At 66.9% G+C, this 14,345-nt stretch carries 13 protein-coding genes; 6 read left to right on the forward strand and 7 right to left on the reverse strand.

The window, feature by feature from the left end:
- Positions 1-54: 54 nt before the first annotated feature.
- The 5 genes from TZ00_RS13480 to TZ00_RS13495 all read right to left on the reverse strand — a co-directional run bounded on the left by TZ00_RS13480 (position 55) and on the right by TZ00_RS13495 (position 4,819).
- On the reverse strand, positions 55-1,434 hold the full coding sequence (locus tag TZ00_RS13480) for an NAD-dependent succinate-semialdehyde dehydrogenase (protein WP_044442463.1): 1,380 nt from the start codon (positions 1,432-1,434) through the stop codon (positions 55-57).
- Positions 1,435-1,540: 106 nt separating this feature from the next.
- The gene (locus tag TZ00_RS19770) at positions 1,541-2,023 is read right to left on the reverse strand and encodes an amidase family protein (RefSeq protein ID WP_052521578.1); all 483 of its coding nucleotides are present in this window, start codon (positions 2,021-2,023) and stop codon (positions 1,541-1,543) included.
- Positions 1,983-2,672 (reverse strand): amidase, encoded by a 690-nt coding sequence (locus TZ00_RS19775; protein WP_052521579.1) that lies wholly within the window; start codon positions 2,670-2,672, stop codon positions 1,983-1,985. Before TZ00_RS19775 ends, TZ00_RS19770 begins: the two co-directional genes overlap by 41 nt.
- A gap of 42 nt (positions 2,673-2,714) precedes the next feature.
- The gene (locus tag TZ00_RS13490; protein WP_044442465.1) at positions 2,715-3,818 is read right to left on the reverse strand and encodes a FecCD family ABC transporter permease; all 1,104 of its coding nucleotides are present in this window, start codon (positions 3,816-3,818) and stop codon (positions 2,715-2,717) included.
- Entirely contained in the window at positions 3,815-4,819 is a 1,005-nt protein-coding gene (locus tag TZ00_RS13495) for a FecCD family ABC transporter permease (protein WP_052521580.1), read from the reverse strand. The genes TZ00_RS13490 and TZ00_RS13495 overlap by 4 nt, the downstream gene beginning before the upstream one ends.
- A gap of 50 nt (positions 4,820-4,869) precedes the next feature.
- Here TZ00_RS13495 and TZ00_RS13500 point away from each other — a divergent pair, with 50 nt between their 5' ends.
- The 6 genes from TZ00_RS13500 (at position 4,870) to TZ00_RS13525 (ending at position 12,689) form a co-directional block, all read left to right on the forward strand.
- Entirely contained in the window at positions 4,870-5,886 is a 1,017-nt protein-coding gene (locus TZ00_RS13500) for an ABC transporter substrate-binding protein (protein WP_238579691.1), read from the forward strand.
- Between the two features lie 180 nt (positions 5,887-6,066).
- Entirely contained in the window at positions 6,067-7,488 is a 1,422-nt protein-coding gene (locus tag TZ00_RS13505) for an FAD-binding oxidoreductase (protein WP_044442740.1), read from the forward strand.
- 41 nt (positions 7,489-7,529) lie between these two features.
- Complete coding sequence (locus TZ00_RS13510) at positions 7,530-9,176, forward strand: ABC transporter substrate-binding protein (protein ID WP_044442469.1); 1,647 nt, start codon at positions 7,530-7,532, stop codon at positions 9,174-9,176.
- Positions 9,173-10,159 (forward strand): ABC transporter permease, encoded by a 987-nt coding sequence (locus TZ00_RS13515; protein ID WP_044442470.1) that lies wholly within the window; start codon positions 9,173-9,175, stop codon positions 10,157-10,159. Before TZ00_RS13510 ends, TZ00_RS13515 begins: the two co-directional genes overlap by 4 nt.
- The gene (locus TZ00_RS13520) at positions 10,156-11,007 is read left to right on the forward strand and encodes an ABC transporter permease (RefSeq protein WP_044442472.1); all 852 of its coding nucleotides are present in this window, start codon (positions 10,156-10,158) and stop codon (positions 11,005-11,007) included. Before TZ00_RS13515 ends, TZ00_RS13520 begins: the two co-directional genes overlap by 4 nt.
- The gene (locus TZ00_RS13525; protein ID WP_052521581.1) at positions 11,004-12,689 is read left to right on the forward strand and encodes a dipeptide ABC transporter ATP-binding protein; all 1,686 of its coding nucleotides are present in this window, start codon (positions 11,004-11,006) and stop codon (positions 12,687-12,689) included. The genes TZ00_RS13520 and TZ00_RS13525 overlap by 4 nt, the downstream gene beginning before the upstream one ends.
- Here the strand turns inward: TZ00_RS13525 and TZ00_RS13530 are convergent.
- Positions 12,680-13,240 carry an SRPBCC family protein gene (locus tag TZ00_RS13530; protein WP_052521582.1) on the reverse strand — a complete coding sequence of 187 codons (561 nt, stop codon included), beginning with the start codon at positions 13,238-13,240 and terminating at the stop codon, positions 12,680-12,682. The two genes, TZ00_RS13525 and TZ00_RS13530, sit on opposite strands and share 10 nt — an antisense overlap.
- Positions 13,237-14,343: a carboxylate-amine ligase gene (locus TZ00_RS13535; protein ID WP_044442474.1), complete on the reverse strand. Its 1,107-nt coding sequence runs from the start codon at positions 14,341-14,343 to the stop codon at positions 13,237-13,239. The genes TZ00_RS13530 and TZ00_RS13535 overlap by 4 nt, the downstream gene beginning before the upstream one ends.
- Between the last annotated feature and the right edge of the window lie 2 nt (positions 14,344-14,345).

Below are 14,345 nucleotides of genomic sequence, written 5' to 3' on the forward strand. Positions count from 1 at the left end.
GGGTTCGAACACCGCGTGACGATTAAGGGAACGGCTTGCACGCACGTGACCGCTCTACGCGATGCGGATGAGCTTCTTGTTCACGAACTCGTCCATGGCGAGGCGGCCCATCTCGCGGCCGGTGCCGGAGCGCTTCACGCCGCCGAACGGCAGCTCGGCGGCGTCGCCCAGCACGAGGTTGATCCACACCATGCCGGCATCGATGGCGTCTGCGACGCGTAGCGCCTGCTCCTGATCGGTCGTGTACACGTAGGAGCCGAGCCCGAACGGGGTGTCGTTCGCCAGCCTGACGGCCTCCTCTTCTGACGATGCGCGATACAGGGCTGCGACCGGTCCGAAGAACTCTTCGTGGAACGCGTCCATCTGCGGCGTCACATCTGCGAGCACGGCGGGCGGAAAGAAGTTGCCGTCGGGTTCACCCGACGCGAGGATCGTCGCACCCTGCGCTTGTGCCCGCTCCAACTGCTCGGTGAGCCGTTCGGTTGCGGCCTCGGATGACAGGGGGCCGAGCTGGGTGCTGTCGGCCATCGGGTCGGCGGGTTGGTTCGCGGTGAATGCAGACGTGAACTTCTCCGCGAAGGCGTCATACAACTCGTCGATGATGATGAACCGCTTGGCCGCGTTGCACGACTGGCCGTTGTTGTCGAGGCGCGCATTGACCGCGTCGTGAACGGCTGCGTCGAGGTCGTCGGTGGAGAGCAGGATGAACGGGTCGGAGCCACCGAGCTCGAGGACGACCTTCTTGAGGTGTTTGCCGGCCAGCTCTGCGACGGCCGAGCCGGCGCGCTCTGATCCGGTGACCGAGACGCCCTGCACGCGCGGGTCGGCAATGACGGTCGCGATCTGGTCGTTGGTCGCGAAGATGTTCACGTAGACCGAGTCGTGAGCGCCCAGCTCGGCTTCGGCGTCGTCGAAGATCTGCGCGATCGCCGCCGCCGACTCCGGGCATTGTGGTGCGTGCTTGAGCAGGATGGTATTGCCGTTGACCACGTTCGGGCCGGCGAAGCGGGCCACCTGGTAGTACGGGAAGTTCCACGGCATGATGCCGAGCAGCACGCCGAGCGACGCGCGGCGCACGAAGGCCGAACCGGTGCCGTCGGATAGCTCGATCGGCTCGTCGGCGGAGAAAGCCTCGCCGTTGTCGGCGTAGTACTGGTAGATCGCGGCTGCGAAATCGACCTCGCCGAGCGCCTGCTCCAGGGTCTTGCCCATCTCGCGCACAGCGATCTGGGCCAGTTGCTCACGACGCTCGGTGTGAAGCGCTGCGACGCGTGCCACCAGTGCAGCCCGCTCGTTGACCGGAACGCGACGAGACCATTCCTCGTGCGCTGCCGAAGCCGACGCGATCGCCTGCCGAAGCTCCTCGTCAGTGATCGTCGGATAGTCGCGGAGAGTCTCTCCGGTCGCGGGGTTGATGACGGCGTAGTCGCTCACTGGTGTGCTCCTAAGATCTGAGGTGCTTCTCGTGCGATGCGGTCTTCGAATTGTAAGAGGCGAAGCCAGCTCCGAGAAGTCCGGCCGAGGTCGTCTCGAAGGTGGGTCAGCCTGCCAGGGGGAGAGAATCGGCCCACGGTTGGCCGCGTTCGAGCTGGGCGCTCAGGGTGAGCACCGAGAGCTCACCATTCGGCGGCCCGATCACCTGCACGCTGAGGGGCATTCCGTCGGCGCTGAACCCGGCGGGCACGGCGGCGGCCGGATTGCCGAGAACGTTCCACACCGAGGTGTAAGAGCTCACAGGCGTGGCACGTCTTACAGCTGTAAGTGCCCCGGCATCCTGCAGCTGGCCGATCGGCAAGGCGGCGGTGGGCGTGGTGGGAGTCAGCAGAAGGTCTACCCTGCCGAACAACTCATCAAGAAACGGCTCGCCCAGCCGAGAGGCGGTTCGCTCTGCCCAGCCTCCGAGCCGACGCAGCGGGCGACCAACGCGTAACAGGTTCCTGGTCCGAGACTCCAGACGTCGGGGCTCGTCGGCGCGGGCCGCCTCATCTGCGATGCCACCGCTCAGCTGAAGCTGGAACGGCACGCTCAGCTTGGGGTAAGCGGGGTCTGCCTCGATGATCTCGTGGCCGAGCCTCGCCAGAAGAGCCGCGTTGCGCCTTGAGTCCGAACAGCCCGCACCAGCTGGCGGGCAGCCGAATTGAGCCGCCGCCATCGCCGCCGATGCCGGCGGCCACTATGCCGGATGCCACGGCCGCCGCCGTGCCACCGCTCGATCCGGCTGGCGACCTGTCGAGATTCCACGGATTACGAGTCATCCCGAAGGCTTCGCTTTCGGTGAAAGGCCAGATTCCGAACTCGGGCATGCGGGTCGTGCCGATGAGGACCGCGCCGGCCGCGCGGAGCCTGCGAACCACTTCGCTGTCTGCGAGGGCGGGCGTCGAGTACGCCGCGCTGCCGTACCGCGTGGGGATTCCGGCGATGTCGTTCTCTTCTTTGACGACCATGGGCACGCCGTGCAGCGGACCGAGATCGGAGGAGCTGCGGCGCTGGGCATCGAGTGCGTCGGCGCGCAGGCGGGCCTCGTCGGCCATGATCGTGGCGACGGCGTTGAGCGACGAATTGCGGGAGTCGATGACTTCGAGCGAGTGCTCGACGAGCTCCCGTGCGCTGACCTCGCCCGACGCCGCCCACTCCGCTTGCTGCACAACCGAGCTGTGAGTGAGTTCGCGCATCTGGCACCCGCCTTCGTCTTGTTGCCTACGCTATAGCTCGCCTCATTTCGCGCGGATTTCGGGGCGGCCCGCTCGCGAAGGCCGTGACCCGACAGCGGGAGCCAGCGTCAGCATCCACACCAGATAGGCCCCGCCGATGGCTGCGGTGACCAGCCCGACGGGAATCTGGAACGGCGACAGCAGTCGCTGCGCCAGCAGATCGGCGCTCACGAGGAGTGCGGCACCCATTGCCGCTGAAGCGAGCACGGTGACTCCCGGCGACCGTGCGATGCGACGGGCGAGCTGAGGTGCGGCGAGCGCGAGAAACCCGATCGGGCCTGCCGTGGCCACGGCGATAGCCGCGAGGCAGACGCCCAGAGCCAGGGCGACGGTGCGGGCGCGCACCACCTGTACGCCCACGGCGGCGGCCGTATCGTCGCCGAGCTCGAGGATGCGCAGAGAGCGCGAGGCGAGAAGCGCCGCCGGCAGCGCGAGCATCAGCACGACCGCGAGTGGCAGCAGCGGCGGCCACGAGATCGCGTTGAGGCTGCCATACTGCCAGGCCTTCGCCACCTCGGCGTTCTCAATGTCGGCGCGGCTCACGAGGTAGTCGTTCGTAGCAGCCAGCATGGCGGCCACGGCGATGCCCGAGAGCACGAGGCGGTCTCCAGTCGCGCTCCGACGCAGTGCTAGCGCGATGACAACGGCAGCGGTCGCGAAGCCGCCCACGAGGGTGCCCACCAGAATCGTGGTGGCGGTCGACGCCCCCACGAGCAGGATCACGGTGAGTCCGCCCGTGGCCGCGCCCGTGGTGAACCCGATGATGTCGGGGCTGCCCAGCGGGTTGCGCGACACGCTCTGAAAGATGGCACCGGATGCGCCGAGCGCGGCACCCACAAGAAGTGCTGCGGCCGCGCGTGGCAACCGCTGGTCGACCACGATGAAGCGATCGAGATCGGATCCGCCGCCGACGAGGGCGTTCAGAGCACCGGCCGGGGTGATGGTGTAGTCACCCGTCGCGATCTCGACGGCGGCCACTGCCAGAGCCACGAGAAGCAGTGCCGCGGCGATGATGGCGGAGCGGCGGTGCACCAGCAGTGCGGTGCCGCCCGGCATCCGGAGCCGAGAATATCCGCGCGGCAGGGATCGCCCACCGAAGCCGGTCATGCGGGTCTCCGTCGAAGCAGCAGAGCGATGAGAACGGGGGCGCCGATGAAGGCCGTGACGACGCCCACCTCGAGTTCGGATGGCTGGGCGATGAGCCGCCCGATCACATCCGCCGCCAGCACGAGCGACGGGCCGACCAGAGCGGAGAGCACGAGAATGATGCGCTGGTCGACGCCCGCAATCAGTCGCAGTACGTGCGGAACCACGAGCCCCACGAAAGCGATCGGGCCGGCAGCCGCGGTGGCCGCGCCGCAGAGCAGGGTGATCGTGGCGATCACAACGACGCGCACAGCCGTCACCGGCACACCGAGCGAGACCGCCTGCTCGTCGCCGAGAGCCAGGGCATTGAGCGATGGGCCGCAGAGAAACGCGAGCACGAGGCCCGCCGCTATGAACGGCAGAACGGAGAAGACCGTGTCGAAACCGCGATTGGCGACGGAGCCGATCACCCAGAAGCGGTACGAGTCGAAGGCGGTCGCGTCGAACAGGGTGATGATGCGGGTGCATGCTCCAAGGCTGGCGGTGAGTGCGACCCCCGCGAGAACCAGCCGGGCATGGTCGCTGGCCTGGGTGCGACGAATGCTGATGAGGTAGACGAAGACGGCGGCGGCACCGGCTCCGAGAAAGGCGAACCACAGATACTCGTCGCTGCGAGTGACGCCGAACACCGAAATCGCGATGACCACAGAGAACGCTGCCCCGGCGTTGACACCGAGCAGTCCCGGCTCGGCGAGAGGGTTGCGTGTCAGGGCCTGCATAAGCACGCCCGAGACGGCGAGGGCCGCGCCCGCCACGATCGCAAGGAGGGTTCGTGGCATGCGCAGCTGCCAGACGATGATCGACTCACGAGAGCCATCGGCGGCGAGCAGGCCGTTCCAGACCTCCCCTATGTTCAGATTCTTCGAACCGATCGCCAGGCTGAGAAGGGTGAAGATAATGATCACGGCTACGCCGACGATGACGGCGGCAGCCAGCCGGATGCGGCGCGATCGCTTTGTCATGTAAACGCCCACTTAGGTAAGCCTATGCTTGGTTGGTGTTTACTGCCGAATTGAAGAAGCGAACCTCGCTCGTCGCCATGTCCCTTGCCGCCCTCCTTCTCGCCGGATGCTCCGCCACGTCGCCGGCCGCAACGGCGCCACCCACGTCCGACGCGCATCCGGCCAACTATGTAACTCCGCGCACCATGCCCGAGGGTAAGGGCAGCGGGGCAGCCGATGGGGTCTTTCCGCGCACTGTTGTGCACTTTGCCGGGTCGACGACTCTCGACGCCGCGCCGAAGAAGGTGGTCGTGATCTCGACCGGCCAGGCCGACGCGCTGCTCACACTCGGAGTGGTTCCCACAGGCTCGACCTCGGGCGATGGGGCCGACATGATTCCGTCATACCTCTACACGGCATTTCCCGATGACAAGGCCGCGCTCGACGCAGTCACCTACGTGGGCAGCCGCTTCGAGCCGAACGTCGAGACGATCGCGAACCTGGCCCCCGACCTGATCGTGATGAGCAGTGCCGGCAAGGATGCGACGGCGCTGTACTCGAGTTTGAGCGCCATCGCGCCGACCGTCGTAACCCAGGGAACGGGTCTGTATTGGAAGCAGGACTTCCTTCTGCTCGCCGACGCTATCGGCAAGACCCAACAGGCCGCGCAGTGGCTCGACGACTACCAGGGCGACGCCCAGGCCTTCGGCGCGACAGTCAAGGGAGCGCCCACCGTCTCGTTCCTGCGGAAGAGCGCTGACCGTACGCGGGTCTTCGGTGTCGCCTCGTTCAGTGGCTCTGTCGCAGAAGACGCGGGGCTCGCCCGCCCCGAGAGTCAGCAGTTCACTGACGACACGTCCGTTGACATCAGTTCGGAGCAGCTCGACCAGGCCGACGCCGACTTCATCTTCTATGGAGTGCAGGGTGGCGACGACACCCAACTGACGTCACTGCCGCTGTGGCCCACCCTGGCCGCGGTCGACAACGAGCACGCTGTCTCGGTCGACGACGACGTGTTCTACCTGAACGTGGGGCCTACGGCTGCGCGGGGCGTGCTGTCTCAGCTTGAGAAGACGCTGGGCGGGTAACCCGCAGGAGCATGGCCGCCCGGCCCCGCTGAACCGGCGAAGAACTTTACACAGCCGGCGGGCAAGTCGAAATTAGCTGACGTTGTGTTACGTCGGCGTCTAAAAGTTACGCGCTGGGCCGCCGCCGCGGTCGTCGTTCCATCAGTATCGGTCTCCTGACGAGGAATGGACCGATCCACGATGAGAACAACCGAGACGACCGCGACGATCAGCCCTGCCGGCGCCCTGACGAGCGCCGTGCAGAACCGACACCCGCAGATCGAGGTGCGTCCGGCATCCACCGACACTGCGGCCTATCGGTATGACTATGCGACCGCGCCGCGGCCGGATGCTGTGCCTGACGGCCGCCCGGGTCCAGCGGTGGCGTTCCCGACTTCCGCCGACGAGGTGCAGACTCTTGTGCGGCTCGCAGCCGAATTCGGCGTCACCGTCGTCGCTCGGGGTGCAGGAACCGGACTGGCTGGCGGAGCGAGCGCGGCCGACGACCAGCTCGTCATCTCGACCGAGCGGCTGAACCGCATCGTGGAGGTCTCGCCGCTCGACGAGGTGGCAGTCGTCGAACCGGGCGTCATCAATGGAGACCTCAATGCGCATCTGCGCGAGTTCGGGCTGTTCTATGCTCCCGATCCGGCCAGCTTCGAGATCTCGTCGATCGGCGGAAACATCGCCACGAACGCCGGGGGCCTGCGCTGCGCCAAGTACGGGGTGACCCGCGAGTCGGTGCTGGCCCTCGACGTTGTGCTGGCCGACGGCAGCCTCATCAGCGTCGGCCATCGCTCCATCAAGGGGGTGACCGGGCTCGACCTGACATCGCTCTTCGTAGGGTCGGAGGGCGTGCTGGGCATCGTGGTGCGCGCCACCCTCCGGCTGCGTCCTCTTCCCGTCGCCCGCCGCACCCTCACCGCGTTCTTCGACAGCACGGCATCCGGTGCCGAGGGTCTGGGCGCGATCACCCTCTCGCCCGTGCGGCCGGCCATCATCGAGTTCTTCGACCGGGTCAGCCTCGAAGGTATCGATGGGCACTCGGGCACCCGGCTCCGAGAACGGGGCGAATCGCTCATCCTGATAGAGCTCGACGGCTACGGCATCGACGAGCAGGCCGCAGACCTCGAGGATGCTCTCACGAGAGTCGGTGCGCGCGTCGCCGTCGAGTCGGACGAAGACAGCGCGGCGCTCTGGGAGCTGCGCCGGTACGGTCGGGGTCTGCCCGCCTCGCGCCGGTTCATCGGCGAGGACATCGCGGTTCCCAAGTCGGCGCTTCCGGCGGTCTATCGTTCCTTCGCCGCCCTCGAGGCCCGGTTCGGGGTCGAGATCTCGGCCGTCTCTCACGCGGGAGACGGAAATCTGCACCCGTTGATCACACAGGAGATCAAGCCGGGCGACGACCCCGCAGTCGTTCCGGAGTCGCTTGCAGAGGCGGCCACTGAGCTCGTTCGCGTTGCACTGGCACTCGGTGGCACCGTATCGGGCGAGCACGGAATCGGCACGCTCAAGCGTGAGTGGGCCGCTCTAGAACTCTCACAGCGCTCGATCGAAGCGCAGCGCGCCATCAAGGCCGCCGTCGATCCCCAACATCTGTTCAATCCCGGCAAGGCCATCTGAGTCGCCCCCTCGTGCACCTATTCAGCAGAAAGAGAAACACCATGACGATCTCGACGACAGTGCGGCGGGCGGCTAGTGCCGTCATCGCCGTTGCCGCGACGACGGCACTTCTCGTGGCGTGCGCCGCGGGCACAACCCCCGGTCAGGCATCCTCCGACTCGACTCCGGTCGAGGGCGGCAACCTGACGTTCCTGATTCAGGGCTATGACGCGGGTTGGGTGTCGAGCAAGACATCGATCTCGAGCTACGAGGGCAACCTGTGGGGCGAGATCACCGACAAGCTGATCTATGTCGACGAACAGGGAACCCTGAGTCCGTGGATCGCCACCAGCTGGGAGGAGCTGAACGGAGCCACCGAGTTCGTCCTGCACCTCAAAGAGGGAGTCACCTTCTCCGACGGAAGCCCGCTCGATGCGGCCGCCGTCGTCGACAACATCAACATCTGGGCCAAGGGCGATCCCGACCGTGGCATCAGCAAAGTGGGTCTCTTCCCCTCCGGCAACTTCGACCACGCGGAGGCGACGGACAGCTCCACCGTGCACGTCTTCTTCACCTCGCCGGCGCTGAGTTTCATCCCGACGCTGGCCTATCACGGCACGATCCTGCTCTCACCCGCGACCCTGGCCCTGCCCATCGACGACCAGGCCGATCTCGCGAAGCAGATCGGCAGCGGGCCTTTCACCGTGAAGTCGTTCACGCAGGGCGACAGCTATGTTCTCGAGAAGCGGCCCGACTACGACTGGGGACCGGGGGCGACCGGCCACAGCGGCGCCGCGTATCTCGACACCATCACCTACAAGGTGATCAAGGACACGTCGGTGCGCACGTCGACCGTGGCGTCCGGTCAGGCCGATGTTGCCTACAACATCGAACCGCAGGAGATCGAGTCGCTCACAGACCAGGGGTTCGTCGTCGATACCCCTCGCTACCTGGGCTTCACCGACGGGTTCCAGGTCAACACCAGCGTCGCTCCCACGAACGAGCTCGCCGTCCGGCAGGCCATCCAGCACGGCATCGATCGCCAGGACATCGTCGACACCGTGTACACCGACAAGTGGGACGTGGCCACGTCGTTCCTCCAGAGCAACGTCCCCGAGGCCGGTGACTACAGCGAGCTGCTCTCGTACGACCCCGACAAGGCGGAGAAGCTGCTCGACGAGGCCGGGTGGGTACTCGGCTCCGACGGATACCGGTCGAAAGACGGCACCACGCTCGAGTTCACCGTGACCCCCAACCCCTACGTTCCGTCGACTCAGGCGGAGGACGAGCTCATCGCCCAGCAGCTGAAGCGCATCGGCATCAAGGTGAACCTGAACGTCGTCGACGTGTCGGGCTACGCGGCGATCATTGCAGCCAAGCCTCCGCTGTTCCAGACGTCGCGGAGCTTCGTCGATGTCGGCACTGTCGCGGGAGTTCTGACCAGCCAGAACAAGGGTGAGGACTGGTTCAGCACCGGAACGAGCGACGAGAAGCTGAACGAGCTGGCGAACGGAATCGCCACGGCCACGGATCGCGACTCGCGACAGGCGCTCGTCGACGACCTGCAGCAATACGTGCTCGATCAGGGGTACTCCATTCCGACCGTTCAGCTGGTGCAGCGCCTCTACCTGCTGTCGCCGAAGGTCAAGGGCGTGACCTTCAACGGTCTTGCCTACGCCAACTTCGCGACCGCCTGGATAGCACCGTGAGCAGGTCGTACGGGCGATACGCGCTGCTGCGAGCAGCGCAAGCCGTGGTCGTCATCCTGCTGGCCTACATTGGAACCTTCCTGGTCATCAGCGTGCTGCCCGGTGATCCGATCACCAACATGCTGCGCGATCCGCAGAACGGCCTCACCGACGACGAGATCCAGCAGATCGTCGCGCACTATGGACTCGACAAGCCCGTCGTCATCCAGCTGATCCTGTCGCTCGGTCGATTCGTCACCGGCGACCTGGGGTTCTCGCTGCAATCGAACCTGCCGGTGTCACAACTGCTGGGCGACGCGCTTCCTTCGACGCTGACGCTGGCGGGCACCGCGCTGCTGCTGTCGGTGGCGATCGCCGTGGTGATCGCATACGGCGTGCAGTACCTGCCGAGTCGGTGGGCGCGAGGAGTGCTGCGATCGGTGCCCTCGCTCTTCCTGTCGGTTCCCAACTTCGTCGTCGGCCTCATCCTGATCGAGATCTTCGCCTTCCGGCTCCATGCCTTCACCACGATCGACCCCGACAGCGCCGCGGCGACCCTGTTCGCCGCCCTGACCCTCGCCATCCCTGTATCGGCGCCGCTGGCGGAGGTGCTCATCGCCAATCTCGACCACGAGTCCCGGCAGGAGTACGCCCTCGTGGCGCGCTCCCGCGGGTTGAGTCAGGCGCGGCTCTTCGCTCGGCACCTGGTCAAGCCCTCGATGCTTCCCGCCGTGGCGATGATCGCCCTCATCGTGGGCGAACTGCTCGGAGGGGCCGTGATCACCGAGACGATCTTCGGTCGTGACGGTCTCGGCACGGTCGTGCAGAAAGCGGTCACGAGCCAGGACGTGCCGGTGCTGCAGGCCGTGGTGTCGCTGGCCGCTGTCGTCTTCGTCACGGTGAACCTGCTCGCCGACCTCGCGTCGCCGCTGCTGGATCCGAGGCTCGACGCGAAGTCCGAACGAGACGCGAAGTCCGAACGAAAGGTCGTGGTGCCCGTATGACCAGCCTGACAGGACTCGTGGCGCCGACGGAGCGGATCCGTGCCGCGGGCCGTTCGGCCGTTCGTGTGCCGCCGACGGTGGCGATCGCTGCGGTCGTCATCATCATTGTGCTGCTGTGGTCGCTGGTGCCCTGGCTGTTCACCTCGTACGACCCGTCGGTCGGTGATACGGCGGAGAAGCTGATGGCGCCGAGCGGTGCTCACTGGTTCGGCACCGATCACCTCGGGCGTGATGTGTTCGCCCGGGTTGTGCACGGAACGGCATCGTCGGTGACCAGCGCACTCGTGGCCGTGTCGATCGGGCTCGTCGTCGGCAGCATCATCGGCCTGGCGAGCGGATTTCTTCGCGGGGCGGTCGACGTGGTGCTCGGACGAGTCGTCGACGTGCTGCTCGCCATCCCGAGCTTCCTCCTGGCCGTCGTCATCGTCAGTTCTCTCGGCTTCCAGACGATCAACGCGGCGATCGCGACCGGAGTCTCGGCCATCGCCATCTTCGCCCGGCTGATGCGTGCCGAGGTTCTGCGGGCGCGCGGATCGGTGTTCGTCGAGGCCTCCTACCTGCAGGGCGGCAACAGGCTCCACGCGCTGCTCGGGCACATCCTTCCCAACACCTACAAGTCGGTGATCGCGCTGGCCGTGCTCCAGTTCGGAACCTCGATCCTGGTGATCGCGTCGCTCGCGTTCCTCGGCTACGGAGACCCACCACCGGCATCCGATTGGGGACTGCTCGTGGCCTCGGGCAAGTCGTACGCGACCGCACCGTGGCTCATCTACGCTCCCGCGCTGGTGATCGTGATCACCGTGCTGTCCGTGAACCGCATCAGTACCTGGTTGAGGAGAACGCAATGACCGTATCGATCGAGACCACGCGCGAGGCTCTGATCGCCGACCGTCCCCTCCCGTCCACGAGGCCCGAGGGGCACCCCCTGCTCAGTGTCGAGGGCCTGTCGGTCTCCTACGGAGACGCGTCCGTCGTGCACGACGTGGGATTCACCCTCGAACGCGGGCAGAGCCTGGCGCTGATCGGCGAATCGGGCTCGGGCAAGTCGACGGTGGCGAAGAGCATCCTGCGCCTGCTTCCGACGGGCGAGAGCACGGTAAGCGGAAGCGTGAACCTCGACGGCCGCGAGCTGTTCGGCCTGCCCGAGCGGCAATTCAGGCCCCTGCGCGGTCGCCTTCTGGGCTACATTCCGCAGGATCCCTCATCGGCTTTGAACCCGGTGCGCACCATCGGCTCGCAGGCCCACGAGGCCGCCGCGCTCGCGGGCGAATCGGATGCGCGGGTCCGGCGCCGAGACATCCTGTCGGTTTTCGAGAGGGTCGGCCTTCCCGACCCCGAGAGGGTCTACGCCTCGTATCCCCATCAGCTCTCCGGCGGCATGTTGCAGCGCGTTCTCATCGGACTGACCGTGCTGCCGAGGCCGGCGCTCATCGTCGCGGACGAGCCCACCTCGGCGCTCGACGTGACGATCCAGAAGCTGATCCTCGACCTGCTCTCCGAGCTGCGCCGAGACCTGGGCATCAGTCTGCTGCTCATCACGCACGACCTCGCGGTCGCCGCCGAGCGAGCGGAATCGATCGTGGTGCTGAAGAACGGGATCGTCGAGGAGAGCGGATCGTCGAGCCAGGTCTTCTCGACCCCGACGTCGGCGTACGCGCGGCAGTTACACGCCGACGTGCCCGCCCTCAACCCCGACCGATACCGGAGCCAGCGCGGCGCGGCATCCGGCACCACCCCGCCCGCCGCCCTGCCCGCGGTCGAGGTTCACGCCGCCACCAAACGTTTCCGCGCGGGCGACGTCGACGTGACCGCGCTCGACGGCGTCTCGTTCACGGTCGCGAGAGGAACGACCCATGCACTCGTCGGCGAATCGGGGTCGGGCAAGACCACGGCCGTGCGCCTTCTGCTGGGCCTCGAACAGCCGGATGCCGGACGGATCGAGGTGGCGGGCACGCAGGTGCACGGGCAGACGTCGGCAGGACTGCGCGGTCTGCGGCGCCACCTGCAGCTCGTCTACCAGAACCCGTTCACGTCGCTCGATCCCACCTGGCGGGTGGGCCGGATCGTGCGGGAACCGCTCGACCGCTTCAAGGTCGGGGAACGGGCCGGACGCGCCCGTCTCGTGGAGCAGACGATCGAGGAGGTCGGCCTGCCGGCATCCGTGCTGTCACGCCGACCGGGCCAGCTCTCGGGCGGTCAACGGCAGCGCGTCGCCATCGCCCGGGCACTCATCGTGCGGCCGGATGTTCTGGTGCTCGACGAACCGACGTCGGCCCTCGACGTGAGCGTGCAGGCCGGCATCCTCGAGCTGTTGTCGCGTCTGCAGCGAGAGCAGGGCCTCTCCTACCTGCTCGTCTCGCACGACCTGGCGCTGGTCAGACAGCTCGCCGACACGGTGACGGTGCTGCAGCGGGGAAAGCTCGTCGAGAGCGGCACGGTCGATCAGATCTTCGCGCGCCCTGCGCATCCGTACACGCGCGCACTGCTCGAGGCGATCCCACGCACGAGCCCCGGCCTGGCTCAGTCGTGAGGCCTGCTTCCCCGTGCCTCGGCAGCCGCCGCGATCACACTGAGTACACGCTTCATGTAGGGCGCCCAGAACAGTCCCACGATGGCGCGCACGACGAACGCCCGGCCCGGCAGCGGAAAGAACCGATACTGCCAACGGATGTTCGTGGTCGCCGATTCGGCGTGCGGGCTCGAGCCACCGGGTCCACCCGACGCATCGGAGCCGGCGGGGCCGGCCGGGGTGAACGTCCATTCCGCGCGTCCCCCGCTCACGAGCCGACCGAGGATGCCCGTGAACCGGCTCAGATCGTAGGCGAAGAACGCGCCTGGCTCGCTCTGCGTGATTGTCTCGACGACGGTGCCGCCGTCCGAGAGCCGAAGGGTGCGCGTGTAGCCCACGACGTCCCAGGTTTTGGGCTGCCCCACCACCCCGATGACGGCGGGCAGCGGGCCGAAGCGCGGGTAGAACTCGGTGGGCGGAGTCTGCAGCGCGACAGTCCAGCTTCGGAGTGCCACGGCGCCAACGACGAGCTCGGTGGTGTAGCCGATAGCGCGGCGCGGGTTCGTGGTCACGGGCGTGCTCCGATCGATTGGGTCTCAGCGACAACGAGCCTCACGACGTCATCGAGTTCCTGCGTGCGCGCGAACGCCGCGCGCTGCCTGTCTGACGAGTTGCCTCGAGCGAGAGCGTCCTCCGCCAGAGCCTGCACCTCGGCGTAGTCGCCGAATTCGTCGAGCGCGGGTCGGAGGCTTTCGATCAGGCCGCGAACCGCGTCGCCTGCGTCGATGGGATGCGGTCGTGCACCGGCGCTGAGCAGCTCTGCCGAGAGTCCTGTGCGTGCAGCCTGCCAGAGCGCTGCCCGCTGCACCGGCGCTCGCCGAGGCCGCAGCGGAACGCCGTTCTCGATGTCGATCTCGGCGGTGCGCACGGCCGCTCTGAACAGCCCGGCGATGAGCACCGCGTCGTCGACGAGCGGGAGCGCGTCGCATACGCGCAACTCGAGTGTGGGTGCGTGGGCCGACGGCCGGATGTCGAAGTAGGCCATGCCGTCGTCGGCGATAACACCGGTGCTGATCAGGTCGGCAATGAGTTCGTCGTACTCGGCGGCAGATTCGAGCGGGCCGGTAGCCCCGGCGCTCGGCCAGCGTTGCCACACGAGGCTCCGCACGCTCGCATAGCCGGTGTCGTGTCCGTTCCAGAACGGTGAACTGGCCGACAGGGCCAGCAGAACGGGCAGATGCTCGGCCACACGCTGCGCGAGCTGAATGGCGAGATCTCGGTCGGAGACTCCCACGTGCACCTGGAAACCGCAGATCAGCTGCTCGTCGACAAGCAGCCGGTACTTCTCTTGCATGGCGCCGAAGCGCTGCGACGAGGTGAGCTCGAAGTCGGAGATCTCGGAGCGCGGGGCCGTGCCGACTGCCGCGATCCCCACCCCAAGCGCGCCCGCGGCATCCATCACGCCCTGTCGCAGCCGCACCAGTTCGTTTCGCAACTCGCCCAGCGTGTGCACAACGCGGCTGTTGGTCTCGACGGTGGTGCGCTGCAGTTCGGCGGCGTAGCTTTCGCTCGGCAGCGTCTCCAGTAACCGCGGCGCCGAGGCCGAGAGGCGCCACGAATCGAGGTCGATGAGGTGAAGCTCTTCTTCTGCGCCTAGCGTCAGTTCCGCGCTCATGA

The sequence above is a fragment of the Agreia bicolorata genome (assembly GCF_000938265.1).
Taxonomy (GTDB): domain Bacteria; phylum Actinomycetota; class Actinomycetes; order Actinomycetales; family Microbacteriaceae; genus Agreia; species Agreia bicolorata.

Bases quoted from the DNA above. Each gene is read 5' to 3' on its own strand.
- TZ00_RS19775 (WP_052521579.1), bottom strand. From the start codon at position 2,672: ATGCGCGAACTCACTCACAGCTCGGTTGTGCAGCAAGCGGAGTGGGCG.
- TZ00_RS13490 (WP_044442465.1), bottom strand. From the start codon at position 3,818: ATGACCGGCTTCGGTGGGCGATCCCTGCCGCGCGGATATTCTCGGCTC.
- TZ00_RS13495 (WP_052521580.1), bottom strand. From the start codon at position 4,819: ATGACAAAGCGATCGCGCCGCATCCGGCTGGCTGCCGCCGTCATCGTC.
- TZ00_RS13505 (WP_044442740.1), top strand. From the start codon at position 6,067: ATGAGAACAACCGAGACGACCGCGACGATCAGCCCTGCCGGCGCCCTG.
- TZ00_RS13510 (WP_044442469.1), top strand. From the start codon at position 7,530: ATGACGATCTCGACGACAGTGCGGCGGGCGGCTAGTGCCGTCATCGCC.
- TZ00_RS13520 (WP_044442472.1), top strand. From the start codon at position 10,156: ATGACCAGCCTGACAGGACTCGTGGCGCCGACGGAGCGGATCCGTGCC.
- TZ00_RS13525 (WP_052521581.1), top strand. From the start codon at position 11,004: ATGACCGTATCGATCGAGACCACGCGCGAGGCTCTGATCGCCGACCGT.
- TZ00_RS13535 (WP_044442474.1), bottom strand. From the start codon at position 14,343: ATGAGCGCGGAACTGACGCTAGGCGCAGAAGAAGAGCTTCACCTCATC.